The organism is Leptolyngbya sp. AN02str (assembly GCF_050565595.1).
Classification (GTDB): domain Bacteria; phylum Cyanobacteriota; class Cyanobacteriia; order Elainellales; family Elainellaceae; genus Kaiparowitsia.
The window spans coordinates 52,488-78,380 of record NZ_JBNXVR010000029.1; the positions used below are offsets into that span (position 1 = coordinate 52,488).

The 25,893-nt window shown below is 54.0% G+C and carries 26 protein-coding genes; 13 read left to right on the plus strand and 13 right to left on the minus strand.

Features of this window, described 5'->3' with window-relative positions; genetic code table 11:
• Positions 1-85: 85 nt before the first annotated feature.
• Together ACQ4M4_RS19620 and ACQ4M4_RS19625 are read right to left on the minus strand one after the other, a co-directional pair.
• The gene (locus tag ACQ4M4_RS19620; protein WP_430686148.1) at positions 86-1,429 is read right to left on the minus strand and encodes a TldD/PmbA family protein; all 1,344 of its coding nucleotides are present in this window, start codon (positions 1,427-1,429) and stop codon (positions 86-88) included.
• A 183-nt stretch (positions 1,430-1,612) separates the two neighbouring features.
• Positions 1,613-3,097, minus strand: a complete 1,485-nt coding sequence (locus ACQ4M4_RS19625; RefSeq protein WP_430686149.1) for a TldD/PmbA family protein — start codon at positions 3,095-3,097, stop codon at positions 1,613-1,615.
• Between the two features lie 337 nt (positions 3,098-3,434).
• Between ACQ4M4_RS19625 and ACQ4M4_RS19630 the strand changes: the two genes are divergently transcribed.
• Complete coding sequence (locus ACQ4M4_RS19630) at positions 3,435-3,632, plus strand: hypothetical protein (protein WP_430686150.1); 198 nt, start codon at positions 3,435-3,437, stop codon at positions 3,630-3,632.
• 85 nt (positions 3,633-3,717) lie between these two features.
• Here ACQ4M4_RS19630 and ACQ4M4_RS19635 read toward each other — a convergent pair whose 3' ends face one another.
• Entirely contained in the window at positions 3,718-4,407 is a 690-nt protein-coding gene (locus tag ACQ4M4_RS19635) for a GntR family transcriptional regulator (RefSeq protein WP_430686151.1), read from the minus strand.
• Positions 4,408-4,680: 273 nt separating this feature from the next.
• Between ACQ4M4_RS19635 and ACQ4M4_RS19640 the strand changes: the two genes are divergently transcribed.
• Complete coding sequence (locus tag ACQ4M4_RS19640; RefSeq protein ID WP_430686152.1) at positions 4,681-6,669, plus strand: DUF4347 domain-containing protein; 1,989 nt, start codon at positions 4,681-4,683, stop codon at positions 6,667-6,669.
• Between the two features lie 148 nt (positions 6,670-6,817).
• Here ACQ4M4_RS19640 and ACQ4M4_RS19645 read toward each other — a convergent pair whose 3' ends face one another.
• The 5 genes from ACQ4M4_RS19645 to psaI form a co-directional block, all read right to left on the minus strand.
• On the minus strand, positions 6,818-7,429 hold the full coding sequence (locus ACQ4M4_RS19645) for an HAD family hydrolase (RefSeq protein ID WP_430686153.1): 612 nt from the start codon (positions 7,427-7,429) through the stop codon (positions 6,818-6,820).
• A gap of 137 nt (positions 7,430-7,566) precedes the next feature.
• Positions 7,567-8,217 carry a hypothetical protein gene (locus tag ACQ4M4_RS19650; RefSeq protein ID WP_430686154.1) on the minus strand — a complete coding sequence of 217 codons (651 nt, stop codon included), beginning with the start codon at positions 8,215-8,217 and terminating at the stop codon, positions 7,567-7,569.
• Positions 8,195-8,833, minus strand: coding sequence for a PD-(D/E)XK nuclease family protein (locus ACQ4M4_RS19655; RefSeq protein ID WP_430686155.1), 639 nt, complete (start codon positions 8,831-8,833; stop codon positions 8,195-8,197). The genes ACQ4M4_RS19650 and ACQ4M4_RS19655 overlap by 23 nt, the downstream gene beginning before the upstream one ends.
• Before the next feature lie 97 nt (positions 8,834-8,930).
• Complete coding sequence (locus tag ACQ4M4_RS19660; protein ID WP_430686156.1) at positions 8,931-9,416, minus strand: photosystem I reaction center subunit XI; 486 nt, start codon at positions 9,414-9,416, stop codon at positions 8,931-8,933.
• 85 nt (positions 9,417-9,501) lie between these two features.
• A complete protein-coding gene (psaI, locus tag ACQ4M4_RS19665; protein ID WP_430686157.1) occupies positions 9,502-9,609 on the minus strand; it encodes a photosystem I reaction center subunit VIII in 108 nt (35 codons plus the stop codon).
• A 254-nt stretch (positions 9,610-9,863) separates the two neighbouring features.
• On the opposite strand from psaI, the gene ACQ4M4_RS19670 reads away from it, so the two are divergent.
• Together ACQ4M4_RS19670 and ACQ4M4_RS19675 are read left to right on the plus strand one after the other, a co-directional pair.
• A complete protein-coding gene (locus ACQ4M4_RS19670) occupies positions 9,864-11,525 on the plus strand; it encodes an FAD-binding domain-containing protein (RefSeq protein WP_430686158.1) in 1,662 nt (553 codons plus the stop codon).
• A 175-nt stretch (positions 11,526-11,700) separates the two neighbouring features.
• Positions 11,701-12,882, plus strand: coding sequence for a benzoate/H(+) symporter BenE family transporter (locus tag ACQ4M4_RS19675; protein WP_430686159.1), 1,182 nt, complete (start codon positions 11,701-11,703; stop codon positions 12,880-12,882).
• Between the two features lie 92 nt (positions 12,883-12,974).
• Here ACQ4M4_RS19675 and hpf read toward each other — a convergent pair whose 3' ends face one another.
• Positions 12,975-13,631: a ribosome hibernation-promoting factor, HPF/YfiA family gene (hpf, locus tag ACQ4M4_RS19680; RefSeq protein ID WP_430686160.1), complete on the minus strand. Its 657-nt coding sequence runs from the start codon at positions 13,629-13,631 to the stop codon at positions 12,975-12,977.
• A gap of 568 nt (positions 13,632-14,199) precedes the next feature.
• Between hpf and lipB the strand changes: the two genes are divergently transcribed.
• Both lipB and ACQ4M4_RS19690 read left to right on the plus strand, forming a co-directional pair.
• Positions 14,200-14,898 carry a lipoyl(octanoyl) transferase LipB gene (gene lipB / locus ACQ4M4_RS19685; RefSeq protein ID WP_430686161.1) on the plus strand — a complete coding sequence of 233 codons (699 nt, stop codon included), beginning with the start codon at positions 14,200-14,202 and terminating at the stop codon, positions 14,896-14,898.
• A 340-nt stretch (positions 14,899-15,238) separates the two neighbouring features.
• Positions 15,239-15,598, plus strand: coding sequence for a hypothetical protein (locus ACQ4M4_RS19690; protein WP_430686162.1), 360 nt, complete (start codon positions 15,239-15,241; stop codon positions 15,596-15,598).
• A 228-nt stretch (positions 15,599-15,826) separates the two neighbouring features.
• Here ACQ4M4_RS19690 and ACQ4M4_RS19695 read toward each other — a convergent pair whose 3' ends face one another.
• A complete protein-coding gene (locus tag ACQ4M4_RS19695) occupies positions 15,827-16,354 on the minus strand; it encodes a phosphoribosyltransferase (RefSeq protein ID WP_430686163.1) in 528 nt (175 codons plus the stop codon).
• 161 nt (positions 16,355-16,515) lie between these two features.
• On the opposite strand from ACQ4M4_RS19695, the gene ACQ4M4_RS19700 reads away from it, so the two are divergent.
• Complete coding sequence (locus ACQ4M4_RS19700; protein WP_430686164.1) at positions 16,516-17,964, plus strand: MFS transporter; 1,449 nt, start codon at positions 16,516-16,518, stop codon at positions 17,962-17,964.
• Positions 17,965-18,197: 233 nt separating this feature from the next.
• Here the strand turns inward: ACQ4M4_RS19700 and isiD are convergent, their stop codons facing one another.
• Positions 18,198-18,410 (minus strand): protein IsiD, encoded by a 213-nt coding sequence (isiD, locus tag ACQ4M4_RS19705; RefSeq protein ID WP_430686165.1) that lies wholly within the window; start codon positions 18,408-18,410, stop codon positions 18,198-18,200.
• Positions 18,411-18,504: 94 nt separating this feature from the next.
• Complete coding sequence (locus ACQ4M4_RS19710) at positions 18,505-19,167, minus strand: alpha/beta hydrolase (protein WP_430686166.1); 663 nt, start codon at positions 19,165-19,167, stop codon at positions 18,505-18,507.
• 207 nt (positions 19,168-19,374) lie between these two features.
• On the opposite strand from ACQ4M4_RS19710, the gene ACQ4M4_RS19715 reads away from it, so the two are divergent.
• The 5 genes from ACQ4M4_RS19715 to psb27 all read left to right on the plus strand — a co-directional run bounded on the left by ACQ4M4_RS19715 (position 19,375) and on the right by psb27 (position 23,176).
• The gene (locus tag ACQ4M4_RS19715) at positions 19,375-19,869 is read left to right on the plus strand and encodes an N-acetyltransferase family protein (RefSeq protein ID WP_430686167.1); all 495 of its coding nucleotides are present in this window, start codon (positions 19,375-19,377) and stop codon (positions 19,867-19,869) included.
• Positions 19,870-19,924: 55 nt separating this feature from the next.
• Positions 19,925-21,490 carry a bifunctional phosphoribosylaminoimidazolecarboxamide formyltransferase/IMP cyclohydrolase gene (gene purH / locus ACQ4M4_RS19720; protein WP_430686168.1) on the plus strand — a complete coding sequence of 522 codons (1,566 nt, stop codon included), beginning with the start codon at positions 19,925-19,927 and terminating at the stop codon, positions 21,488-21,490.
• A gap of 58 nt (positions 21,491-21,548) precedes the next feature.
• Complete coding sequence (locus tag ACQ4M4_RS19725) at positions 21,549-21,869, plus strand: hypothetical protein (RefSeq protein ID WP_430686169.1); 321 nt, start codon at positions 21,549-21,551, stop codon at positions 21,867-21,869.
• Positions 21,870-22,085: 216 nt separating this feature from the next.
• Positions 22,086-22,568, plus strand: a complete 483-nt coding sequence (locus ACQ4M4_RS19730; protein ID WP_430686170.1) for a DUF4079 domain-containing protein — start codon at positions 22,086-22,088, stop codon at positions 22,566-22,568.
• 203 nt (positions 22,569-22,771) lie between these two features.
• Positions 22,772-23,176: a photosystem II protein Psb27 gene (gene psb27, locus ACQ4M4_RS19735; protein ID WP_430686171.1), complete on the plus strand. Its 405-nt coding sequence runs from the start codon at positions 22,772-22,774 to the stop codon at positions 23,174-23,176.
• A 77-nt stretch (positions 23,177-23,253) separates the two neighbouring features.
• Here the strand turns inward: psb27 and ACQ4M4_RS19740 are convergent, their stop codons facing one another.
• Positions 23,254-24,312, minus strand: coding sequence for an adenosine deaminase (locus tag ACQ4M4_RS19740; RefSeq protein ID WP_430686172.1), 1,059 nt, complete (start codon positions 24,310-24,312; stop codon positions 23,254-23,256).
• Between the two features lie 113 nt (positions 24,313-24,425).
• Between ACQ4M4_RS19740 and ACQ4M4_RS19745 the strand changes: the two genes are divergently transcribed.
• On the plus strand, positions 24,426-25,760 hold the full coding sequence (locus ACQ4M4_RS19745; RefSeq protein ID WP_430686173.1) for an adenylosuccinate synthase: 1,335 nt from the start codon (positions 24,426-24,428) through the stop codon (positions 25,758-25,760).
• Positions 25,761-25,893: the final 133 nt, after the last annotated feature.

Consider the following 25,893-nt stretch of genomic DNA (forward strand, 5'->3'; position numbering starts at 1 on the left):
ACGATTCCTTGAACCCCGACCCACAACAAAAAAGAACCCGCCTTGTGAGCGAGTTCTCTTAAGAAATTGCGTTTAAGCGCGATCGCTATTCGCCCGTAATCGATAGCTCATCCACCCACACATAGGGGGCAATACCGCCGCCCACCAGTTCCAGCTCCTTGCCCACATAGATGATCGATTGCAGCACCTTGCGAAAATCGCCTGCTACCGTAGCCGACTCAATACTGGTGCGTTTGCCATTCTCAATTAGCCAGCCATCAAACGGCAGAGAGAAAGAACCCTGCAACGACTGCACCCCCGCATGCAGCGCTTGCAAATCGTCAATCAAAATCACACCATCGGCATCATCCAGCGAGTATTCCTTCTCCGCAGGCTGACCGGGGAAAACATGGTAAAAGTGGCGACCCACACTCACCTTTGCGCCAATGTTGGCATGTCCGGTGGGTTGCGCCCCCAGGCGCTTGGCCGTTCCCGCACTGTGCATAAAGTTGGTGAGAATGCCATTCTCAATCAGACTAAGGCGACGGGTGGGTGTGCCCTCGCCATCAAAGCTTTCGCCGCCCACATTTTCGGGATGCAGCGCATCATCGCACAGGCTCAGCAACGGAGAGGCGATCGCCGTTCCAATCGATTCCGGCGTGGACAGGCTTTGCTTATCCAACACATTCTGCGCATTAAACAGGTTGGAGAACGCCCCCAACAGGCTCAAAATCGCATCGGGCGAAAACACCACCGGATACTTGCCCGTCTTCACCTTGTCGTAGGCCAAGTGGCTAATGGTTTTCTCCGCGGCTTCCTGCACACAGGCGGCAATATCCAGCCCATCCAGCGCTCGGCTCACCCGAAAGGCTCCAGCACTGCGGGGTTTGCGGCCCTCTTGCTCCGTTTTGCTGTACAGGTAAATCGAGGCCACAGAATGCCCCTCATTCCGTCGCGCCCCCTCGCTGTTGAGGTAGAAGCGATCGATATGGCGCTGCGCCATGCCATTGTAGGGAACCGAGGCGATCGCCGTATGGGCAGCCAGCAGTTCTTTCTCGGCATGCACCAGTTTATCGATCAGCTCCGTCACGGGTGCTTGGGGGGCTTTTTCCTCCGGTGTGCCGCCAATTGGGGCGATCGCCTCTGGGCTAAAGTCGGGAATGTTCTCCTTCGCCCCAAACAGACTGGCATCATAAGCAGTTTTGAGCGCCATTTCCAAACCCAACGGGTCCACATCCGAGGTGGACGTGACGCCAACCGTGCCGCTGTCATTCCACACCCGCACCGTTACACCCGAACGGTTAGAAGCCTTCACCTGCTTCGGTTCGCCCCGATCCACCTGGGCGCTCATTTCATCCACCACCGCGCCGTACACATCGTACTTGGGAATGCCCAACCGCTTGGCAATCTCTTGGGCCTGGGTAGCAAGGTTATCAATCTGTGTCGTCATAGAAATTCTGCTGTGTCAAAAGGGTTTGCAACGAAGCCAACAGAGTGCATCCCACTCGTGTCGCCCTCTCCCAAAATCCTTCTCCCAAACTAGGAGAGAGCTTTTGAATCTTGTCCCCCTTCTCCCAAGATTGGGAGAAGGGGCGGGGGGATGAGGGCCAGAGATACATCCACCAAACCAGCGCTATCGACCGCCCACGGTAATGGAATCGACCTTGAGGTGAGGCTGGCCCACCGTCACGTAAATGCTGCCGCTCACCGAACCGCAGAAGCCAGCGGCCAAGCCCAAATCATTGGAGCACATGGAAATTTTGTCCATAATTTCCGTTGCCTCGCCAATGAGGGTTGCACCCTTCAGCGGCTTGGTCACTTTGCCGTTCTCGATCAAATACGCTTCCGCCACTGCAAAGTTGAACTGTCCGGTTGCGCCCACGCTACCACCGCCCATGTTCTTGCAGTAAATGCCCTTGTCGATGGAAGCAAACAGGTCATCCATCGAATAGTTGCCGGGGGCAATGTAGGTATTGCGCATGCGGCTGGCGGCGGCGTAGGTATAGTTTTGGCGGCGACCGCTGCCTGTGCGAGGATGGCCCGTACGCACTGAACCCGCGCGATCGCTAATGAAATTCTTGAGGATGCCGTTTTCGATCAGCAGCGTGCGCTGGGCGGGCATGCCCTCATCATCCATATCAATCGTGCCAAAGGCATCGGGCGACAACCCCTCATCCCAAGCCGTCAGATTTTCGTGGGCAATCTTTTCACCCTTCTTATCCATAAACGGCGTGGTCTTGCGCTCAATCTGGGTGGTTTCCAGCAGGTGACCGCAGGCTTCGTGGAAGATAACCCCCCCAAACTGGTTCGCCATCACAATCGGATAGGTGCCCGATTCCACATAGTCCGCGTAGAGCATCTTTCCAGCCGATTCGGCCACTTCCTCCGCATCGGTCTGATAATCCCACGCTTGCAAGAAGCTGGGGCTGCCCGTGTTGCCGTTACGCTTGCCAATAGAGGCGCGATGCTCCCCATCGGCACACAGCAGGCTGTACCCCACAGACTGAGTGAGGCGAATATCGCGCGCAAAGGTGCCATCGCTGGCAGCCACCAACACTTCCTGCCAATCGCGGAAGTAGCTGGCACGGCGCGACTGAATATGGCTGGCCTTGGTGGCAATGTGGGCATTGGCTTCTAGCAACACTTCGCCCATTTCGCGAATGGGGCTGCTTTGGGCAAACCAGTTGTCCTTGCCGCGCGCGGTGGCGTAGTCGCGCATCAGCTCCAGGTTAATTTCCGGCACAAAGGCAGCCGGCGCAGGCAGCGACAGGCCCATAATGCCCAAGCCTTTTTCCAGCGCGGCTTTCAAGCCTGCAAACGAAAGATCATTGGTGCTGACATAGCAATCGGCATTGCCCTTAAACACGCGCACACCCGCGCCCGTGCTCAGGCTGGGCGAAATGCTGGTGATGGCATCTTCTTCTGCCAAACAGCTAATGTAGTTGACCCGCTCTAGAAAAAACTCGATGAAGTCGGCTCCAGCAGCACGTCCCAACCCCAACAGGGTAGACAGTGGCGCTCTCCACGATTCGTCGAAGCGATCGCGCGCCATAGGATAGTCTAATTGGGGCAACTGCTTGGTCAGTAGCAATGTATCCGACAGAGTAGTGAGGTTCATGCAACAGTCCTTTTGCGGATCACCAATGAAGAGATGAATTGCCTTCCAGTGTAGCAAGGGGGCTAATGAGATATGGGTCTTGCGCTTGGCGGGATGCCGAACCCAATCTCCGGCATCACCCAGCACAGCCACATCACCCCCGTCCCATTTCTAAACGCCATCGCCAATATCCAATCCTTCGCTTGTCACGCTAGGATGCGGTCGATGATGATGGTGGAGGTCTGGGATGCTTGCTTGTGGAAGTAGCGCACCACCCCCACCCATCCCTCCAGATTGCGAAACACCAGCCGGTCGATCAATTCATCCTCAAATACTTAACTGAATTCTTCCTAAAAATATGACCTCGATTGAAGAACTTTCCTCAGAAATGATTCTCGCGCTTTTGCTCAGCCTGCATGTGTTGATTGGGGTTGTGGGGGCGATCGTCGCCTACTACAAAGGCCGCAGCCTCAAGCAATGGCTCCTAATTGGCATTGCATGCGGGACACCAGCCCTGCTCGTTGCCCTGGTGATGAAGCGCGAAACCACAGCATGAGCATGGTGCTTCATGATTGCCCATGGTTGCCAATGAGTTGCCAAGATTGCCAACGGTTGCCAACGGTTGCCAACGATTGCAGCCGCTAAAGGCTATGGGTCAGGCTTTGAATTTCTTGAACAACCCGAGCCTTGCTCGACACTAAATGAGTTTGAATCGCCTCGGTTGCAGCATCGGTATTGCGCTGGGCGATCGCCTCATAAATTTGCCGATGTTCCAGGCGAATATCCAACACTTGGGGATTGTGGCACAGCGTTTGAATTCGCAGCAGCGCCATCGCATCAAACACCTGCTCCAGCAAAAAGACCAAGCGCTGATTGCCCGAACTCTCGGCAATGAGATGGTGAAACTGGTAATCCAGATCTAACAGTTGCAAATTATCCGGCTTGGATTGGCTACGACCCAATTTTTCGGCTTGCTCAACATAGTTTTCTAACTGCTGCAATTGCGTTGCCGTCGCATGCTCACACGCCCCTGCCACCGCCAACTGCTCCAAAGCTAGGCGACAGTCATATAGCTGCGTGGCATCTTCCGCCGAAATGGTGGTGACCCGCAGGCCACCGCTGGTATCAGCCGTGGCCAACCCCTCGCGCTGAAGCTGCCGCAATGCCTCGCGCAGGGGAGTACGGCTAACCTGCAAGCGCTGAGCCAGCTGCGTTTCAATTAGGCGATCGCCCGGTGCCAGCTCACCCGACAGAATGCCCATGCGCAACGCTTCATAGGCTTGCTCATGCAAAGACTTACCCCGTTGAACAGACTGAGACGATAAAGCCAATGGTGGTAACTCCTCGGGCGATCGCAAAATTTAGGATGCTTCTGGCATACAGTATACGGCGCACATTCGCATCATCGGCGCTTGGCCGTCGTCGGCAGACTTAAGCCAAAGGTCTCAACCAACATGCACCCTCTCTTCATTCTATTCTCACGGAAGGTAGGGTAAAAACACGGGCACGCCACATGAAGGAGCGTGCAGGATTCCGTAGGGATACAGGTTAGCGCACGCAGCAGCCAGGGCACTTCTTAGAAGGTAGAGTTTGCTGGAGCCTTTATGTCTTCCCCTGCCCAAACATCAGCGCTATCCCCTGCGATCGCCCCAACCTATCCCCTATCGGGTGTGGCTCAGCCTGGGTTGCCCGAGCTTGCAGGCAAATGCTCCCTTTCCCCGTCCGGAAACGCGTCATCGCTGCTGTTTATTGACTCCCAGGTTGAAGACTACCAAAGCCTGATTGCTAGCATGACCGCTGGCACCCAAGTTTTTGTGCTCACGCCAGAAACGAATGCGATCGCCCAAATCACCCAAGTCCTTCAGGGACAGTCGGGCATCAGCAGTCTGCACATTGTTTCCCACGGAGCCGATGGGAGCCTGCAACTAGGAGACGACTGGCTCACAGGCACCACGTTGGCAACCCATGCCTCCCAGCTTCAGCAATGGAGCAGAGCCTTGACCGAGCAGGCCGATATTTTGATGTACGGCTGCAACGTCGCCGCTACGCCCCAGGGAGCATCCTTTGTTTCAAGGCTGAGCCAGTTCACCGGAGCTGATGTCGCCGCTTCGACCGATCTCACAGGCCCCACTGCCCTGGGTCACAACTGGGCTCTCGAATTTACCACAGGCTCCATCGAGTCAGTCTCTCCCTTTTCTCCAGGGGCGATCGCAGCATATCGTTATACCCTAAACGCTACCGTTGGCGTTGCCGCCCTCGATAGCCTCGCCGCCGAAGCAACGGGTAAATCGGGCGTCTTTCGCATCAACCGCGCTACCGACGATGTTAGCCAAGCGCTAACCGTCAACTACACCCTGGGCGGCACCGCCACCAACGGCACGGACTACGGCTCCCTAGCGGGTTCCGCCGTGATTGCCGCCAACAAGTCCTTTGTGGATGTGATGGTAAAACCCAAGCTCGACAGCGTGGTGGAAGGCAACGAAACCGTAGTGATGACCCTGGCCAACGGTAGCTACACCATCGCCCCCAAACACACAACCGCCACCGTCACCATGGTCGATGCCCCCGTTGTGCATCTCACCGTGCCCGATGCCGTGGCCAATGAGCACATCGCCAACTCCGCCAAGTTCTGCATTCATCGCACCGGGGGCAACCTCACCCAAGCCCTCACCGTGAAGTACACCATTGCTGGCACCGCCAGCAACGGCACGGACTACACGGCCCTGTCAGGGATCGCAACCATTGCCGCTGGCCAAACGTTTACTGATGTGATCATCAACCCGATCAACGATGGCTTGAGTGAACTGGGCGAAACCATTCGCATCACCCTAACCGCTGGCAGCTACGCCATCAAAGACACCGCCAAAATCGCCAATCTCACCATTGCAGGCAACGACCCAACCATTTCCCTCACGGCAATGAGCAGCACCGTTGTGGAAGGCAACACAGGCACCAAAGCATTGACCTACAAGGTGTCGCTCTCCCATGCCAGCGATCAGGCCGTGACGGTCAACTACGCCACGCTGGATGGCACAGCCAAGGTGGGCGATGGCGACTATAGTAAAGTTGCTCCGACCAAGCTGCTATTCACCCCCGGCATGACGCAACGCACGGTGAGTGTTTTAGCGAAGGGCGATCGCAAGTTTGAAAGCAACGAAACCTTTTATGTGCAGTTGGCCAGTCCGGTCAATGGATCGCTCAATCCCAATGCTAAGAAAGTAGCTGGACGCATTTTGAATGATGATTTGATGACGGCCTACAACTTTGGAGCATCCAGCTTTCGGGTGAAGGAAGGTCAGCAGCAAAACACGGTGATGATTCCCCTGGTGCGCTCGGGCAATGTGGCCATGGCTGGCTCTGTTCAGGTGAAGCTGACAGGCGGTACGGCGATCGCAGGACAGCATTTTCTTGGCAATGCGCTCACCGTTGCGTTTGCCGCTGGCCAAACCACCGCATGGCTGCCCCTCCAGCTCGTTGGCGACCTTTTGAAGAATGTTGACCGCACGCTATCGCTCTCCATCATTAGCTTTAGCCATGTGGGAGCCTTTACCAACGCCCCCGTCGTTACGGTGACCCTAGCCGACGACGACTAACCGCTCCTGGGCTTGCGGCTATTTCTACAAGTTACGCCGCGAAATGCGCTCACAGAGCAGGTTTCGCGGCGCTTACTCCTGCAACGCAACAGCCTTGAGATGTTTGCGTTACTTCGCCTGAACTCCAGGGGTATGACTACGCCCAGAGCTAAGAGCACGGCAACACCGACGACCACACCGATCGCACATCAATGCCGCGCATTCCCGCCCGAGTTGCAGCCTCTAGTCCCGCTTCACTGTCTTCATACACAATGCAATCCGCCGGAGCAACGCCTAGCTGTTCGGCTGCTAGCAAAAATAGATCGGGCGCGGGTTTGCCGTGGAGTGCATCTTCGGAGGTGACCACCACATCAAACACATGGGCCAGCCGGATTGTTTCCAAGGTTTGCCGCACAATGTAGCCCGTTCCCCCCGATGCAATCGCCATGGGAACTTTGCCCACATGCTCTTCCACAATTTGCGCCACGGGAGCGATCGCCGTTACCCGCGAAATCAACTCCTGAAAGCGACGGTGTTTTTCGGCTTTGACCAACAGCGCATCCAGGTCATAGCCAAAGGTTTCATTTAAGATACGCACCACATCCACGGTTGAAATGCCCGTGTGCTGCAAGTACCAGTCGCAGTCCATCTCGGCATCAAACGTTTGCAGCGCCTCCGACCAGGCTTGATAATGCACCGGGAGCGTATCGGCCAGTGTGCCATCGCAATCAAAAATGAGGGCAGCATAGGGAGGAATTGGCGCGATCGCAGACATATCCATAAACGGTGAACACCCCAAATGGTGGGAATAAACGCTCGTTCTACCACTCTACTGGGCATTGCAACCCACGTTCACACTCTTCATCGACACATTGGCATCGGCGTGCGTCAGGTCTGTTCCCCAAACTTACAGTGAACCTACAGCGAATCTGGATAAGCCTTGACCAAAAACTGGGCTGTTCCGTGGGGTACTAGCGTCGCTGTTGGCTCCAGCACAACACCTGCTTGCAGCTGCATGATTGCGCCCTGGTCCAGCGCATCGGCGAGCGCCCACGACTGCCCCTTGTGCATGGCCTGCAAGTGCTGATCTTGCAAATACAGGAGTGCCGCAATCTCGTTGTAGGGATGGGGCTGCTGGCTCAGGCTGGCATTGTACGCCACCAGGTAATAGGCGCGATCGCTCCCCGCCAAGCTGCCATAGCCCGTATGCTTGCGCTTTTCCAAAATCAACCGGGGGCAAATGGCCTCACCCACTAGCTCAATTGCCCGAATCGTACCATCCGCCTGGAGCAAATGCGTTTGGCTCGCGGGGTTAATGCTCGACACCACATCGCCAATTTCTTCCACGCTTTCTCGCAGGGCACAGTCCACAAACGATTCCTGTGGATCGGTGCGCTTGCCACCCACCCCAAAAAACCGCAGCGAGTGGGGCGATCGCGCCAACTCTCGCTTCGGAATCGAAAACACGTGATACCCATTCCACCGCAAAAACAGCGCCGTTCCCGCAGGAGTGGTAGGAGTAATCCAATCCGATAGCTGCATCACTTCAACGCCAACGTCGATACCCATAATACTGATCCACCCGGCGTTGCCACTGCGCCCAATACGCGCTCAACGCCTCTGGCTCAAACCAAAACACCTCCGCAGGCTGATGGGGAACCGCCACAACCAGCATGGCCTGGTTTAGCTCTGCGCCCAACTGGGGAAAGGCGTGATTGACGGCACCACAGTAGGCCGCCAGTTGCAACGGCCCGTCATACAGCCGTTCCACCGACTGCTTGGGCGCATCTGCCGTTTTCCAATCCACCACACAGGGCTGGCCACGGTAACTCGCCACACAGTCCACCTGACCCGCATAGGCCAAATCATAGTGAAACACCTTCTCTTCTACAATCTGCACATCGCCAAGTTCCGCCAGCACCGATGCCAAACTCTCCCAATAGGGCTTTACCAGTTCGGGGCATTCTCGCGGCTCTCCCCGCAAGTAGTGGCACAGATGCTTATGAGTTTGGCTACCGCGCCGACTGGCCGCTGTTGCGATGCGAGTGGCCTCCTGTGACCCAACGCGATCGCGCCACCGGGCCAACGCCTCTCGATCTTCCGGCGGCTTGGTCGCATTCAAAATTGCAGTCACACTGGGCAACCGCACCCCTTGGGCATCTGTCAAAAACCGGGCTCGTCCCATGCCACCCCCAACCCCACAAACGCAAAAAAGAGACGTGATTCCACGTCTCTAAACCTGACACAAACGTGAGATGAATTAACCTAAACCTGGGAGATAACTAGCCCAAAACGTTGCCAAACGTTTCGAGCACACCCGAGGTAAACACGGCATAAATGACGTAGGCAAACGCTGCGCCACCAATGCCACCCACCAAAAACATGCCTGCAAATTCGCTCCAGCCTTCGGAGGTGCTCAGCGCAGCAGGAGGATTGGGCGTTGTGACAGTGGCGATCGGCTTGGGTGCGCCCACGCTGCCATACAGCGACAGACACAGGGTCAAAATTACCACCAGAATGATGGCCTCAACCAAACCCACAATGTTGGCATAGGGCGTATTGCGGAACTGGCTGGTCACCGCAAAGGGGCCAAACAGCAAATATCCATGAGCCATGCCAATTTCCAAGCCGCGACGCTGGGGCGATAGACCAGGCCGATAGGCAGGCAGGTTGTTGATAAAGGTTTTGGTGAAACTTGACGCGTTGATGGGGGTGGCAAGGTTGCCAATCTGGGGATCGCCAGCGGGTTTAACTACTTCTATCGTCATCGTTCAGATATCTCTCAAAGTATTGTCAATTGCGGCGTACCAAGTCGGAACGCTCAATAAACTCAAGGGGATGAGGACGGGAAATTTAGGCGGCGTCGGTCTCAATGTAAATAAAGAGAAATGCCATCACCACAGCGGGAAAAACCCAGCCAATGATAGGTACAAAAATCGAAGGGAGATAGGAGGCTGCCATATCTGAGTTTCCTATGAAGATTTACAAGCTTCATGGCCAAATTTACTGCGGAATTAGCGCCAAATTGCGGAAGGCTAAGAATTTTTAACAAAAGGCACAATGGTTATGTCGCAAGCTAGACCCGTTTTGGGCGATCGCCCCCTCTTTGGCTAGATGTGAATTCTGCACTGGGCGTTTGAGCGGATGAGGTTGCCCAAACGGCTGCTGAGAGCAGTGCGTTACATTGAGTAACAGAACGTTACGTTGGTTCGAGAATGAATCGCACGGTCGTTTGGTTTCGGCGCGATTTACGCATTGCAGATCACGCTCCGCTGTATCGAGCGGCAACCCGAGGCGCAGTCGTTCCTGTGTTTGTGCTGGATCGGGCGCTGCTCACCCATCCCGAAACGGCTGTGGCGCGGGTGGCCTTTATGCTGGAGTGCTTGCGATCGCTCGACCAGGATTTGCGCGATCGCGGCGGTCGGCTGATCATCCGCTGTGGCGATCCCGTCGAAGTTTTGCCTCAGCTCGTTCGGGAATCTCAGGCCGATGGGATCTACGCCCATGTTGATTTTGAGCGGATCTATGGCCGCGTGCGCGATGCTCGGCTGAATCAGCGATTAGCGCAAGCCGATATGAAAATTCGCTGGTTTGAACCACCCGGCACCACCCCAAACCTCATCCCCTATCCCCGCTATCGCGACCTGTGGTATCTGCATATGGCGGAAGCCATGCTACCTGCGCCCACTCAAGTCATCGTCCCCAACGACATCGCCAGCGAACCGATTCCCACGCTGGAAGAGTTGGGACTCATTGCCGATGAGAAGCCCATCCCTCCCGCTGGCATAGAGCCAGCCCGACAGATGCTGCGCGAGTTTTATGACGACAAAATCACGCGGTACTACTGGCAGCTTTCCTATCCTGGTGCGGAGGCCACCACGGGCTTGAGTCCTCATATTAAATTTGGGGCGATTTCGGTGCGGGAATGTGTGCAAACAGCGCAGCAGTGGGAATGTGCCGATGGACGCGCCGAACGCAGCCGCCAACAGTTGATTGCGCGATTGCGATGGGGCTGCGGTTTCGCTCAGCGGTTTCGCTACTTGCCACAGTTGGAGGTGCGATCGCTCTATCACGTCTTTGATGAGGAAGGCTGGGAGTTTGACGAGGCGCTGTACAACGCATGGCGCGATGGGTATACCGGCTTTCCCATTGTGGATGCGGCGGCGCGCTGCCTACAGGCCACGGGTGGATGGAAACAGCTCAACTTTCGTACACGAGCCATTTATTCCAGTTTTCTCAGCAACTTGCTGGGCATGGACTGGCGCTATGGCGCACTCCACTTTATGCGGCACCTGATTGATGGCGACTGCCCCATTGACCATTACCAATGGGCTATGCAGGCCGGGGTCACCCACTGTGTCGATAAAACCTGGACCCGCATTTACAATCCCCAACAGGTTGCCGTCGATCGCTGCGACCCCGATGGTCTGTTCATTAAACAGTGGGTGCCTGAGTTGGCGCACCTGTCGCCGCAAGCGCTGGGCAGTCCGCCACCACTGCTGGGCGATTATCCCCAACCCATCCTGGACTACAAACGGGCACGCCAGCGCCGAGTCAAGCAGTTGGAGCAGCAGCGCCACCGTTTTCTCAATCAGGAAAATGTGTTGCCCTTTTTGGCGCGAATGCCTACGGATGTGCGCCCCCTTGCCGCTGAGTGGTTCGAGAGCGATATCGCCTGGGCAGCAGAAACACATCCTGAGCTATTTCCCACAGCGCTGGATCTCGAGTCTCTGGATGTGGAACAGGCACAGGCGCTCCGCACGTGGTTTGTCGCCCATGTAGACATTCGTCCCCACAAGCCCAAACGGCGCACCGCTAGCAAGCGCAAAACCGACGACTCGGTTGTCCAGCTGAGCCTGCTGGGAGACGAACCCTAACCGGGTTTACGACCAGAGCACCACCTTGGCGATCACTCATGTCTCGATCGCTCATGTCTAACCTGGGTTTACCCCAGCGCGCTTCGACGGTTGGCTAGTAATAGGGCAATTTGATCCAAGACACGCAGCCAATCGGCACAGTAGTCTAAATGCGCAATCGTGACGGTTTACGCGCATGGCTTTTCTCAAGGATGTATCTCTTTCGGCCATCATTGCCGGATTTGTGACCGTACTCGTGGGGTTTACCAGCTCGGCGGTAATTGTGTTCCAGGCGGCGCAAGCCCTCGGAGCATCGTCTGCTGAAATTGCCTCCTGGATGTGGGCGCTGGGGCTGGGCATGGGGCTCACGTGCATTGTACTGTCGCTGCGCTATCGGGTTCCGGTGGTCACAGCATGGTCTACGCCTGGTGCAGCCATGCTCATCACATCGGCGGAAGGCGTATCCATGCCCGAAGCGATCGCCGCCTTTGTGGTATGCGGGGTGCTGATGGCGCTGTGTGGCTTTACTGGATGGTTTGAACGCGCCATGAATCGGATTCCCATTTCCATTGCATCGGGCATGTTGGCCGGGGTTCTGTTGCGGTTTGGCCTGGATGTGTTTACCGCCATGCAAACTCAATTCGTCATGGTATTCGCCATGTTTTGCACCTATCTGGTGCTACGGCGCACGCTTCCGTGTTATGCCACTGTAGCTGCATTGGTTCTGGGCATCATCATCGCCAGCATTCAGGGATTGTTGCAAATGGATTCCATTCAGTGGTCATTGGCTATGCCAGTATTCACTCGACCGCAGTTTTCGGTGCGATCGCTCATGGGAGTAGCGCTGCCGCTCTTTGCCGTCACCATGGCTTCACAAAATGTCCCCGGAGTCGCCGTCATTCGGGCATCGGGCTACTCCGTTCCCATTTCACCACTCATTGGCTGGACCGGCACAACCACCGTTTTGCTGGCTCCATTTGGCGGCTTTGCCTATAACTTGGCGGCCATTACTGCAGCCATTTGTATGGGCCGCGAAGCCCACGAAGATCCCGATCGTCGCTATGTGGCCGCGATCGCGGCTGGTGTGTTTTACCTCATCGTTGGCATATTTGGCGCAGCAGTCACATCTGTATTTGCGGCCTTTCCACCAGAGTTGGTGTTGGCGATCGCGGGGTTGGCGCTGCTGGGCACCATTGGCAATGGTCTTGCTGCCGCCCTTCGGCACGAAACAGAACGCGAACCGGCCCTTATCACCTTTTTGGTCACGGCTTCAGGAGCAACGCTATTTGGCATTGGGTCTGCCTTTTGGGGGCTCATCGCTGGAGCACTGGCGATCGCCATCTTGCAAATCAAGCAACCCTCCATAAACCGAACCTAATGTAAAAAGCCCAATTTCTTTTGCGGTTAGGCTCAAGAAATTGGGCAACTCACTGACTATTCAGAAGATGATGTCAACACAAATCGTGTGCCCTAAACTTTGGCAGCAGATTGATGGTTCGTGGTTGACGTGCCATTCTTATGCTGGGCATGGCCATTGCCGTGTCCATTCGTATGACCATTCGTGCCGGGTCGGGGTTGAATGACCCCATACCCACCATGGTTGCGCTCGTAGATCACGTTAATTTCTCCCGTATCTGCATTGCGGAACACATAAAAATCGTGATCCACCAGATCAAGCTGCTCTAATGCAGCTTCGACCGTCATGGCAGGCATGGCGAAATACTTCGTGCGCACAACTTCGGCGGGCAGTTGAGGCGTGCGATCCGTGTCCAGAATGGGGTCCACCGTATCTTGGGTGATCACTTCGGTGGTGCGAATGGGAGTATGCGTATTGCGCTTTTCCTTAAATTTCCGGAGTTGTCGGGTGATTTTATCGGCAACTAAGTCAATGCTGGCATATAAATTTTCGCTACTTTCTTCAGCTCTTACAACAGCGCCATTGGCATAGATGGTGACTTCAGCGGTTTGCTTGGGGCTTATCCGGGGGTTGCGGGCAACCGACAGATGCACATCCACTTCCGTGGTCAGATGCTGGAAATGATTCACAGCCTTCTCAATTTTCTGACGCACATAATCACGAATTGCGTCGGTAATTTCGATGTTTTTGCCCTGGATAACAAGCTTCATAAAGCTCCTCCCCTAAACGGTTGGGTATACCTTCACCCTAGCACCTTGTATTCAGGACGACCTGCTCGTTAAAAATGTTTTGCATCCTGTGATAATTCTTGATTTATTCCAAGATATTTACTCACAAAGATCCCTTACATCACGGATGTGAAATCTAAAATTGGCTTATTTTCGAGTTCACGAAGCTCTTCAATCATTGCACAACGAACCGGGCATTCTCAATGGCACAATTGATCGACGCAAAACCTTGGAGCGATAGCCAGCTCCACCGTTTAGGCTTGGGTTGATAATAGCGATCGCCCCTGATTTAGCACAAGCTGGCGGCCATTCTCAAAGATTGCAATTAAGCTTTAGAATTGCGGTTGATCTTCAAATTTTTCGTTAATATCAATTGATGAAGCAATGAGCTAAGTTTTGTATCACAGCCGCTTCGTTGCAGTGGTTTACCCTCGTATTTGACGAGGACACCCTTGGCCAATCTGCCAATGAAACATCCCGTAGTCTCATCAATCTATTCCATCAATCTTATTCGCGCATACGGTAAAGTTGCTATCAATTCTAATTGAATATGATGAACCCTGAGCCAAATCGTCGCCTATGCCAGCTGTATCATGAAGGCGTTGTGCCTTATCACATTGCTTGGGAATGGCAGCAATCGGTTGTTGCTCGCAAAAAAGCTCATCCCGAAACCAAAGACGTGCTGTTGCTGCTGGAACATCCACCAGTCTACACATTGGGCCAGGGAGCCACGACTGAGTTTCTGAACTTTGACCCTGCCGACACTCGATACGAAGTGTGCCGGGTTGAGCGTGGCGGTGAGGTTACGTACCACGCCCCAGGGCAACTCGTTGGCTATCCCATTCTCGACCTCAAGCACTACCAGCCCGATCTGCACTGGTACCTGCGGCAGTTGGAAGAAGTCGTGATTCGGGCGATCGCTCCCTTTGGGTTGCAGGGGGAGCGCATTGCTGGGCTAACGGGCGTGTGGGTTGATGGGCACAAGATCGCCGCCATTGGCATTAAAGTCAGCCGGTGGATTACAATGCACGGCTTTGCGATTAACGTATGTCCAGATTTGGAAGGCTTTCGGCAGATTGTCCCCTGTGGCATTCGCGATCGCCCTGTGGGCAGTTTGGCACAATTCATTCCAGGCATTAGCGTTAGCCAAGTACGGCATGAACTGGTGACAGCCTTTGCCGAGGTGATGAACGTATCGCTCATTCCAGCCAACCACAGCTTTTTGATCGAGCCTGCTTCGCTTGCTTAGGTTGGCTGTGGTAGCCGTCGTCAAAGAGCCACTTGGGAAAAATTCACCTCACCCCTATGGCGAATTTACCGTAATTTTGCGTATGCTGATTGGATAGCTTCCGTAAAGTCTACGGCGATCGCGGCGTAGAACTACTGAAACTTTGGATCATTCCGGGTTGGAGACCAGAGCAGTTGGGACTGTTTTTAACCTTCTTTGGTTGGATGCGATGCTGAACATGCGGCGATCGCTGGTTTTCTGAGTGATCTCAGTTTTTAGGGTGATCTCAATTGTTGCCTGAGTTGCAACTGGGATCCTGCACTTGCGGTATTTTCAACTTGGAATATGGATTGGGTGAGCCATGTCGATCGCCTCATCAGGAAACGGAACCGATGCATCGCTACTTGAGCTACTGGAATTTAGCTCAAAAGCCTTGCAGCGAAAAACGTTGCAACGATCGCCATTTACCAGCAAGGTAGACACTTCCACCCCCATTCCACCCCAGCGCTCGTTCTTTTTGACCGATTATGTGGGCGGTGTATACAACGGCGCAGCGCCTCTCATGCCTTTGCGCGATCGCGATATGCATGTGTTGGCAGACTGGTTTCACCAGCCCGACATTCACGCCATCGAAGCCGACATTTTGCACAATCTAGAGTACTTGTACCCTGCCCCCTGCTGGGAAGATGACCCCTTCGAGTTTCTTCACGAGTTTTTGTAACGCTTAGGTTTTTTCCCAAACCATCAGTTTTCAAACCATCCAATCGATCAAAGCGCCACGGCAGTCAGTCACTTGCAGATGGCACATACATCCGGTCGATCACATTTCAGGCTTGAGTTTCCCCTGTGTGGATGTTGGTTAAAGAAGGAGGACACCGCTGTCCTTCTCCAACCAATATCCACAGGTCTACCTCATCACTGAAATCCAGTCATAATCCTAATTTCCAACTTAGGATGCGCTAGACGATGACGCATGCTGCGCAGCTAATTCGGAGATCGTCATGTCCTCGTACTTTTCAAACGGTTGGTGAATCCAAGGATTATCCGTCAAATAATCAACATAATAATCTGGCTGAATGACTGAACAAGCCTTGTACCACAGCACCGCCGTACGAATCTCATCAACATAAAACCCGTATTTTTGCTGCAACCAGGGAACGGCCTTTTGCAGCGTTACGCCCGAGTCAACCAAGTCATCCACCAACAGCACATGGCTACCCACATTAAGCGTTGTTTTCGACAAATCGTTGGAAAAGACAATCGTGCCACGGGTTCGATTGCCAGAACCCCCATAGGATGCCGTAGACAGCACCGCCAACGGCACATCAAACAGGCGAGCTAAAAGGTCGCCAACGCGTAATCCTCCTTTTGCCAAACACACAATTTGATTGAACTCCCAGTTGGATTCGTAGATTTTGATGGCAAGACGCTCAATCGTGTGATGATAGTCGTCCCAGGAAACGTATAAATCTGACATGTTTGAGGCAATGAAAGTAGAGGATGATGTCCTACACGATGAACATGCCCTCGCACGAGCACGACAAACATCGTGTTGGTTTGGCGCATCAGAGTAGGATGATGAGCATGATACAACTGTAGAACTGAATTCCAACGCATCGCGTTACAGGTTATTGCCTCATGACAGAATCTGCCGACTCATCTGCTCATCTCTCCGAAAAGCTAAGCCTGCCGACAAAGCTGGCCTTTGGCGCTGGAGATTTGGGACCTGCCATTACCGCCAATATTCTGGTGGTGTTTCTGCTGATTTTCTTTACAAATGTGGCAGGGATTGATCCAGGGCTGGCTGGCAGCATTTTGCTGGTGGGCAAGTTGTGGGATGCGGTCAACGATCCACTCGTGGGGGCCTTGAGCGATCGCACGAAAAGTCGGCTAGGTCGTCGGCTACCGTGGATGATTTGGGGTGGTATTCCGTTCGGCATCTTTTTCTTTTTGCAGTGGATTGTGCCGCGCTTTAGCGACAATCCGACGACCAATCAGTGGGGTTTGTTTTGGTACTACGTCATCGTCAGTATTTTGTTTAACAACTTTTACACGATGGTGAACCTGCCCTACACCGCGCTCACTCCCGAACTCACCCGAGATTATGACGAGCGCACTCGTCTCAATAGCTATCGATTTGCCTTTTCCATTGGTGGCAGCATTTTGTCGCTGGTGTTAGCGCTAGTCATTTTTCGATTGGTCACGGATGCGTCGCAGCATTACCTGTGGATTGGCGGGGTGTGTGCAGTGATGTCGGTATTGCCAATTTATTGGTGTGTGCTGGGAGTGTACAAGCGGGTGGTGAGGCTAGAGCGCGATCGCCAAGAGGTGCTCGCGGCCAATCCGGTTGAGTCCATTCCCTATCTTCAACAGCTCAAAATTGCCTTTACCAACCGTCCGTTTCTTTACGTCATCGGCATTTATTTGTGTTCTTGGTTGGCCGTACAAAACACCGTCACGGTCATTCCCTACTTTGTGAAAAACTACATGGGCCTGTCGGATGAGGTGTTTACTCAAGCGGTGATTGCAGTGCAAGTGACGGCCTTGCTCATGCTGTTTGTGTGGAGCAAGGCCAGCGCCAAGCTGGGCAAAAAAGCCGTTTACTTTCTGGGCATGTCGCTATGGGTGATTGCACAAATTGGTCTCTTTTTGCTGCAACCGGGTCAGGTTGGGTTGATGTACGTTTTGGCAATTATGGCCGGCTTTGGAGTGTCCACGGCATACCTCATTCCCTGGTCAATGATCCCAGATGTGATTGAGCTAGATGAGCTGAATACCGGGCAGCGGCGTGAGGGAATTTTCTACGGGTTTATGGTGCTGCTGCAAAAGCTAGCCTTGGCGCTGGGCTTGTTTTTGGTTGGGCAAGCGCTCCAGTGGTCAGGGTTTATTACCTCGGTGGCAGGAGAGCCAGCCCCCGTGCAGCCAGAGTCAGCCCTTACGGCCATTCGCTGGATGATTGGCCCATTGCCAGCGCTGGTGTTGGTCATAGGCATGGCGCTGGCGTGGCTGTATCCGATTACGCGCGAAGTGCATGCCGAAATTTTGCTGAAGCTGCGCGATCGCGCCGAGCATTCATCCCAAAACTAATAAGTACCTCAACATGATGAAAGAACCACATCCTAAATCCTGTGCAGCCCGCAGTGCGGGCTGCACAGGATTTTAAGGTTTGATGTTTAACGATGGCCACCTACTTAGAAAACCAATAGCCAGCAGCTTCCAGCCCACAGGCCAGATCAAAAAGCCCAAGGTTGCAGGATACAGAAACAACCTTGGGCTATCAAGTTTGTAAAGAGAGATCAGGCAACGTGGACTCAGCAAACCTACGATTCGTCGTAGGCTTCCATGTCGAGGAGGTAGTAGTAGGGTTCCACCATTTCGGGACGCTGAAAGGCGATCGCCCGCAGCAAGTGCCAATCTTGCAAACCTTCAAACGCATTGGAGTATTCATCGCGCTCTAGGCGTTCTGCCAGGTCTGCAATCTCTTGTTCGGTCATTCGGGCTACATCCTGTTCCGAAAAGCTCAGCGTTTTCATAGTTTAGCCCTCCGCTTTTGGCAGTATTCAGTCGCCAACTCTGCACTTTGTGATTGCATAAGTTTCAACCTTATCAGATCTATCCTATGCCGATCTATTCCCTTTCTGGAATGGATGACCGTATTTCTTGTGTAAAGTTTTGCATGAAGGTTAGTACTTGGGGCGAAATTTCGTGGCCCATGTCTAGCTCGTGATAGTCCACTGCAAAGCCCAAATCTGTTAGGGTTTGCTTGGCATGATGCGCCGCCGCAACGGGTACCACCATATCTTGCCGTCCATGCACCATCAGCACGGGCGATCGCCTCCCAGCCATGGGCGACAGCGCCCCGTGCAAGTAGCCACTTAGCACCATCAGGCCCGCCAGCGGCAGTTGGGTTCCCACGTCCATCGTCATGGCTCCCCCTTGGGAAAACCCCGCCAGCACCGTGCGATCAAGGGGGACTCCCGTCGTGGACTCCAGCGACAACATCCATTCCATCAGCAGCTTACGGCTTTGCTGCAAATCGGCTTGCTGCTCCACATTGGGCAACTCGTCAAATTGATACTCAGGTGGAAAGTTGTACCACACTCGGCCGCTGGGCATGTAAGGATAGGGATGCGGACCATTGGGAAAAAGCAGCTGGTCGGCTGGCAAGGTTAAATAAGAAGCAACTGCCGCCACATCCTGAGCATTGGCTCCCCAGCCATGCAAAATGACCAGTAGTCCATGGGGCGAAGCACCGTTAGCAGGGGGGATGGAAAGAGCTTGTAGGGGCAAGGTAACGCTCAACCTCCAAAACAGAACGTTTGAATCTGAAGCAATTCTCTATAAAATCATAGTTTTGCAAAAGCCTCGTTAATATTTATGCTAGCGAGGTCAAGGATAGACATCAGGACTCTCGTACGGCGTACCTCGTCCTGATAATTTTGAATGGTGATTTGCTAGCGTTGCTCGCAAAGATTGTTCAGCCGCATCAGTCTAGAGATGTCAGAGATGGAAGCCGAAACCCAGCAAGCGGTCACCGTTCGAGCGGCAACACCAGCCGAAGATGGGATCGTTGCGTCTCATTTTTATCAGCTGTGGCTGGATAATCAAGTTGCCCCCAGTGATTTGCTCCCAGACTCGCGCGATCGCATTGTGCAGTTCATTGCCCATGCCCGTATCGAACTGAGCTATCAAGCCTTTGTTGCAGAAGTCAACAATCGGATCGTTGGCTCAGCGGGGGGGCAGGAGTTTGCAGGCTTGTACCCCGCACCGTTTGTGGCACGTTATCGCAAGTATGGCTACGTTTGGGGAGTCTATGTCGAAGCAGCTTACCGTCGTCGCGGTATTGCAAAACAGCTCACCACAGCAGTACTCGATCACCTCAAACAGTTGAACTGTACCCGCGCCATCTTGCACGCGTCTCCTGCGGGGCAATCGGTGTATACCCATCTTGGGTTTGTCAACAGCAACGAGATGCGACTGGATTTGGGATGAGTCGCTTGTGCAGGGCTCACCCGTTGACCGTTATTGAATGAAGCAAAAGGACACTATGGCACGTTTGGCGTTACTCAGCGTATCGGATAAGACTGGGCTGATCGAGTTTGCCCGCACGTTGGTGAGCGACTTTGACTATCGCATTGTGAGCAGTGGCGGCACCGCTCAAGCGCTGAAAGCCGCCGACATTCCCGTCACCAAAGTGTCAGACTATACAGGCTCGCCCGAAATTTTGGGTGGACGAGTCAAGACATTGCATCCCCGCATTCATGGGGGTATTTTGGCCCGGCGCGATGTGCCGCAGGATGTGGCCGATCTGGAGGCAAACCAGATTGAGCCAATCGACTTGGTTGTGGTGAATCTGTATCCCTTTGAGCAAACGATCGCCAAGCCCGATGTCACGCTGACCGATGCGGTAGAGCAAATTGATATTGGGGGCCCTGCCATGCTGCGAGCCTCTGCCAAAAACTTTGCCCATGTTACGGTGCTGTGCAATCCGGCTCGCTACACCGATTATTTGGAAGAATTACAACGCAGTAACGGCAACGTGTCGCTTGAGTTTCGACGGGAGTCGGCCTTGCAAGGCTTTTGGCATACGGCCAATTATGATTTGGCGATCGCATCCTATCTCAGCAACCAGCCCACCGCCGCCAGCCTGCAACAGCTTGAAGCCGAAACCTTGCCAGATCAGTTTGCCATGTCGGGCCATGCCATGCAGACCCTCCGCTATGGCGAAAATCCCCATCAGCCAGCGACTTGGTACCAAACTGGAACCATCGCACGGGGCTGGGCCGCCGCCACCAAGCTACAAGGCAAAGAGCTGAGCTACAACAATTTGGTCGATTTAGAAGCGGCACGACGGATTGTGGCCGAGTTTGAGGCTGATCCCGCAGCCGTCATCATCAAGCACACCAATCCCTGTGGTGTGGCATTGGGCAACACCATCTCCGAAGCCTACCGCAAAGCCTACGAGGCAGATTCTGTCTCGGCTTTTGGTGGCATTGTCGCACTCAATCGTCCCATTGATGCAGCCACGGCCACAGCTCTAACAGGCACCTTTTTGGAATGTGTGGTGGCTCCCGCCTGTGAGCCCGATGCCGAAGCGATCCTGAAAGCGAAATCGAAGGTGCGTGTGCTGATTTTGCCCGATCTGCGAGCAGGTGAGCCCCAAACGGTACGCACCATTGCGGGCGGCTTTTTGGTGCAAAAAGCTGATGATGGACGCATTGATCCTCAAACTTGGCAAGTTGCAACGACAAGCCAACCAACGGAAGACCAATTGGCGGAGTTGGCATTTGCCTGGAAGGTATGCAAGCATGTGAAATCCAATGCCATTGTGGTCACGAGCGATCGCACCACGTTAGGCATTGGAGCCGGGCAAATGAACCGCGTCGGCTCCGTTAAGCTGGCCCTGGATCAAGCTGGCGACAAAGCCAAGGGCGCAATTTTGGCCAGCGATGGCTTCTTCCCGTTTGACGATTCGGTGCGGCAGGCAGCAGCAGCGGGCATTGCAGCGATCGCCCAACCCGGTGGCAGTCTGCGCGATCAAGATTCTATCGACGCAGCAAACGAGCTGGGATTGGCTATGATCTTCACGGGCACTCGCCACTTTTTGCATTGATTTGCGCAGATTGGCGTAGATTTTACAAACTGCACAAGCCGTTCACAAAGGTATTTTCATGGTTTCAGGTACCCCACAAGCCGGGCTTCCACCAGAGGTCGATCTCACCGTATTGCTCGAAGGCGGGCAGCAGCACACCATTCGGGTTGAACCCCAAAATCCGCTCTTGCAACAGCTGTTTGAAACGCTGATTGCTAAACCCGAAGACCGAGGCCAGCGGGTATTTCAAATTCCGGTGAAGGACGGAAAAGCGATTTTGTGCTTTCCCAGCGATCGCCTCGTGGGTGTTGTCACAGAGCCCCCGCTCATCGTACAGCCTCAGGGCAATCAGCAACCCGCCACCCAACCCGGCGTTGATCCCCTTGCTCCCGGTATGTAACCGTGCTTCACAGCATGCTTCAACCCAGCCAAACCTCTGGCTTGAGAAAGGTTGATTCATGAAGCTCATGATCATTTCATAGCTCAAGCTTCCTCCGGTGATGCGGTAGAGGGCTTGAGCTTGTTTTTTGCGATCGCCTGTCCGCCTGACGGCAGATCTTTGTGCTAATTTTTATGAAGCAGACGATAGGTTTCCTTAACGATCTTGAGAGGCATTATGAGCATCGAAATCCCTGAATCGGTCAAGGTGTGGAGTCAATTTGTTCACCCCGTGCTGATGTGGGTGCTATTGGGGCTCACAATCTACGCAATGTATTTGGGGATTCAATGGCGTCGAGCGCGCTCAGCTGAGGGAGATCTGAAGAAAGAGCTGCTGAAGGGTCGCTTCAACATTCGTCATCACCAAGTTGGCTCCATCCTGCTGGCCCTCATGGTACTCGGCACTATCGGTGCCATGGGTGCAACCTACATCAACAGCGGCAAACTCTTTGTCAACCCACACCTCATCGCCGGGCTGGCCATGACTGGCATGATTGCCACCTCTGCCTCGCTTACCCCCTTCATGCAAAAAGGTCATGACTGGGCACGCTATGCCCACATCGTGCTCAACGTTGTGATCACAGGTTTGTTTGGCTGGCAGGCCGTCACGGGCATGCAGATTGTGCAAAACATTATTGGGCGCATGTCTGGCAATGCCTAGGGCAACAGCCCCCAGGAGGCCATACTTGATTAAGGCTGCAGGTTTCGGTCTGCATCGCTCGTAGCATCTAAGCGTGGCCTTGATTCATTCGGCAGAGATTCTACTGGTCTGGCTGTGAAACTTGCTGAATCGGGATAAGATCTGCAAAGTGTTGCAACTTGCAATCTTGATTTGTTTACTGTGCTTCAAGCTGCCGAGGTTTTATGAAAGCATTCTTTTCTCGTTTATTGGCGCTAGCGCTGGTCGTGGTCGTTAGCCTGACTGGATTAACTGCCTGTTCAAATCCCAGCGGCTTGAGCGGCAACTATCGCGATGACACCCTCACGGTGATCGAAAGCTTGCGCACCGCCATCAATCTCCCCAATGACTCGCCCAGCAAGTCTCAAGCACAGTCCGAGGCTCGGCAAATCATCAACGACTTTTTCTCTCGCTACCGTCGCGATGACTCGTTGCTCAAGCTCAACTCCTTCACTACGATGCGAACAGCATTGAACTCGTTGGCAGGTCACTACAGCTCGTATCCAAACCGCCCCGTGCCAGAAAAGTTGAAGAAGCGCTTGGAGCAAGAGTTTAAGCAAGTGGAGCTCGCCCTCAATCGCGGCGCATAAGCTTGGTTTCATCCAAATTCTAAAAGCCACCGGGGCGATCGCTCCGGTGGCTTTTGCTTTGTCGTGCTAGAGCAGCCTTACAATAAAGGGGATGGAGCGATCGCCCCACGATCAATCATCGATTCGCCCCGCAGCACCCGACCCAGGATTCGCTCAGGTCGCTGCTGATACGTCCAAGCAAATGCGTGGCGAAATGCCGCATCTTGGCAGGCTTGCAGTTGGGCAAAGCCAATGATGTCGTGGGTGAGCAAGCTCTCGTACTCAAACGGCAGGCGCACATTGTGCAGCCCCGCGTTATCAGTACAAATGGCAATATCTACCCCTGCCTCAAAACAGCGATCAAACACGGCCTTAAGCTGGTGAATACTCTCCAGCGTTCCCGTCTTTAAATACGTGGTGGGACACACTTCCAGACACTGCTTATCGCGGGCGAGCTGGGGCAACAGTTCGGGGTACTGCAGTGGAATTTGGATACCATGGCCAATGCGCATCAGGTAAGGCAACATCTCAGGATAATTGCCGTCTGTCGTTTCGTACAGGTGCCCTGTGGTGTTGAGGCCGAGCGATCGCGCATAGTCGTAGAGCTGAATGAACTCATCCAGGCGATCGCGGTAATGAGCATCTCCCCCAGCCAAGTCCACCCCACACACATACTCTGGGGTTTGCGCCGCCAAATCCACAATCGCCTTGTTCACCTCGTAGGGCAAGCGCGAGTGCATACAAAGAATTTGGCTCGTCACAATGGGATACTCGCCAATTTGGCTTGCCTTACCCACCACCGAAACAATCTCCGCCATCAGGTCAATTCGCTCCGACTGGCTCAGCTCCTCTGGCGTACGCAAAAACGGGGTATAGCGCAGCTCTAAATAGGCCAAATTCTCAAATACATACGCCCCTCGCATCAGCCGATAAATAAAGTAGGGCAGCGTTTCCTCGGTTTGCACACTTTCCACCATCGTGTGCAGTTCCAAATACTCATCCAGCGTATTGCGGGGCTTGGTGTAAAAATCTTCAAACTCCGCATAACGAACAAACCGCTCGGTTAAGTCCGAACGGTTTCGCTGAAAATATCGCCATAGAACTCTGGGGACAACCGAGCCCCCCAAGTGCCGATGTAACTCTGCGTATAGTGCCACAACCAACCTCTCAATAAATATGAATAGAACTCGTATTTCGTTGACAGAGGTTACACCCTCTGTAAATAATGGAAGTTTGCTCGATAATACTGAAATTCTAGCAATTTAGACTCTTGGCAAACGTTGTTGTAATTGGTGCCCAATGGGGCGACGAAGGAAAAGGCAAGATCACCGATCTGTTGAGCAAATCAGCAGATATGGTAGTTCGCTACCAGGGTGGCGTGAATGCAGGCCATACGGTGGTGGTGCAGGGGCAGACGTTTAAGCTGCACCTCATCCCCTCAGGGATTTTGTATCCCGACACGGAATGCATTATCGGTTCGGGTACGGTTATTGATCCCAAGGTGCTGCTTCAAGAGTTGGATCAGCTCCATGCATTGGGCATTTCAACAGAGAACTTGCTGATCTCCGAGGCGGCGCATGTCACCATGCCCTACCATCGGCTGATCGATCGCGCATCGGAAGAACGCCGAGGCAATCACAAAATTGGCACCACAGGCCGGGGAATTGGCCCCACCTATGCCGATAAGTCAGAGCGCACAGGCATTCGGGTGATTGACCTGATGGACCCCGATGGCATGGCGAAGCAAGTCCGTTGGACTACACATTATAAGAATGTCATTTTAGAAAAACTGTACGATTTGCCACCGCTTGATCCCGAAGCGGTGATTGCAGAGTATGCAGCCTATGCGGAGCGGTTGCGCCCTCACGTGGTGGACAGTTCGCTGCGAATTGCCGATGCGGTGCGCCAAAAGCGCAACATTTTGTTTGAGGGTGCGCAGGGCACGCTGCTAGATCTTGATCATGGCACCTATCCCTATGTCACCTCATCGAACCCGGTGGCGGGCGGCGCGTGCATTGGCGCGGGGGTTGGCCCCACCATCATTGACCGGGTGATTGGGGTGGCTAAGGCTTACACGACACGCGTGGGCGAAGGCCCCTTCCCCACTGAGTTGGATGGGGAAATTGGCGATCTTCTGTGCGATCGCGGTGCAGAGTTTGGCACCACCACGGGTCGTCGTCGCCGCTGTGGCTGGTTTGATGGTGTGATTGGCCGCTATGCCGTGCGCATCAACGGGTTGGACTGCTTGGCCATTACCAAGCTGGACGTGTTAGATGAGATGGACGAAATCAAAGTCTGCGTTGCCTACGAAATTGACGGCACCCGCTACGAAGATTTCCCCACCAGTGCACGCCTGTTTGCCAAGTGCAAGCCCATCTACAAAACCGTGCCAGGATGGAAGCAATCCACCGCTGACTGCCGATCGCTCAATGATCTGCCCAAGCAGGCGTTGGATTATCTGAAGTTTTTGGCAGAGCTGATGGAAGTGCCGATCGCCATCGTATCGTTGGGCGCCAGTCGCGACCAAACCATTATCGTGGAAGATCCCATTCACGGGCCAAAGCGGGCGCTGCTGTACAGCAACGGCACCCCAACTACGGTTTAAGGGCGATCGTCCACAAACGCTAAAAGCGAGAGCAGCAGTTCATGCCGCTCTCGCTTTTAATTTTGGCAGGACTTATGCAAGCCTACTAAATCTGGTGTGTTGGTGTTGTGGGTAGGGTGCTTCGCACCCTACC

Bases quoted from the DNA above. Each gene is read 5' to 3' on its own strand.
- ACQ4M4_RS19675 (WP_430686159.1), top strand. From the start codon at position 11,701: ATGGCTTTTCTCAAGGATGTATCTCTTTCGGCCATCATTGCCGGATTT.
- ACQ4M4_RS19660 (WP_430686156.1), bottom strand. From the start codon at position 9,416: ATGACGATAGAAGTAGTTAAACCCGCTGGCGATCCCCAGATTGGCAAC.
- ACQ4M4_RS19725 (WP_430686169.1), top strand. From the start codon at position 21,549: ATGGTTTCAGGTACCCCACAAGCCGGGCTTCCACCAGAGGTCGATCTC.
- lipB (WP_430686161.1), top strand. From the start codon at position 14,200: ATGATGAACCCTGAGCCAAATCGTCGCCTATGCCAGCTGTATCATGAA.
- psb27 (WP_430686171.1), top strand. From the start codon at position 22,772: ATGAAAGCATTCTTTTCTCGTTTATTGGCGCTAGCGCTGGTCGTGGTC.
- ACQ4M4_RS19695 (WP_430686163.1), bottom strand. From the start codon at position 16,354: ATGTCAGATTTATACGTTTCCTGGGACGACTATCATCACACGATTGAG.
- ACQ4M4_RS19655 (WP_430686155.1), bottom strand. From the start codon at position 8,833: ATGGGACGAGCCCGGTTTTTGACAGATGCCCAAGGGGTGCGGTTGCCC.
- ACQ4M4_RS19690 (WP_430686162.1), top strand. From the start codon at position 15,239: ATGTCGATCGCCTCATCAGGAAACGGAACCGATGCATCGCTACTTGAG.
- ACQ4M4_RS19670 (WP_430686158.1), top strand. From the start codon at position 9,864: ATGAATCGCACGGTCGTTTGGTTTCGGCGCGATTTACGCATTGCAGAT.
- purH (WP_430686168.1), top strand. From the start codon at position 19,925: ATGGCACGTTTGGCGTTACTCAGCGTATCGGATAAGACTGGGCTGATC.
- ACQ4M4_RS19730 (WP_430686170.1), top strand. From the start codon at position 22,086: ATGAGCATCGAAATCCCTGAATCGGTCAAGGTGTGGAGTCAATTTGTT.
- psaI (WP_430686157.1), bottom strand. From the start codon at position 9,609: ATGGCAGCCTCCTATCTCCCTTCGATTTTTGTACCTATCATTGGCTGG.
- ACQ4M4_RS19620 (WP_430686148.1), bottom strand. From the start codon at position 1,429: ATGACGACACAGATTGATAACCTTGCTACCCAGGCCCAAGAGATTGCC.
- isiD (WP_430686165.1), bottom strand. From the start codon at position 18,410: ATGAAAACGCTGAGCTTTTCGGAACAGGATGTAGCCCGAATGACCGAA.
- ACQ4M4_RS19715 (WP_430686167.1), top strand. From the start codon at position 19,375: ATGTCAGAGATGGAAGCCGAAACCCAGCAAGCGGTCACCGTTCGAGCG.
- ACQ4M4_RS19625 (WP_430686149.1), bottom strand. From the start codon at position 3,097: ATGAACCTCACTACTCTGTCGGATACATTGCTACTGACCAAGCAGTTG.
- ACQ4M4_RS19645 (WP_430686153.1), bottom strand. From the start codon at position 7,429: ATGGATATGTCTGCGATCGCGCCAATTCCTCCCTATGCTGCCCTCATT.
- hpf (WP_430686160.1), bottom strand. From the start codon at position 13,631: ATGAAGCTTGTTATCCAGGGCAAAAACATCGAAATTACCGACGCAATT.
- ACQ4M4_RS19640 (WP_430686152.1), top strand. From the start codon at position 4,681: ATGTCTTCCCCTGCCCAAACATCAGCGCTATCCCCTGCGATCGCCCCA.
- ACQ4M4_RS19700 (WP_430686164.1), top strand. From the start codon at position 16,516: ATGACAGAATCTGCCGACTCATCTGCTCATCTCTCCGAAAAGCTAAGC.
- ACQ4M4_RS19650 (WP_430686154.1), bottom strand. From the start codon at position 8,217: ATGGGTATCGACGTTGGCGTTGAAGTGATGCAGCTATCGGATTGGATT.
- ACQ4M4_RS19630 (WP_430686150.1), top strand. From the start codon at position 3,435: ATGACCTCGATTGAAGAACTTTCCTCAGAAATGATTCTCGCGCTTTTG.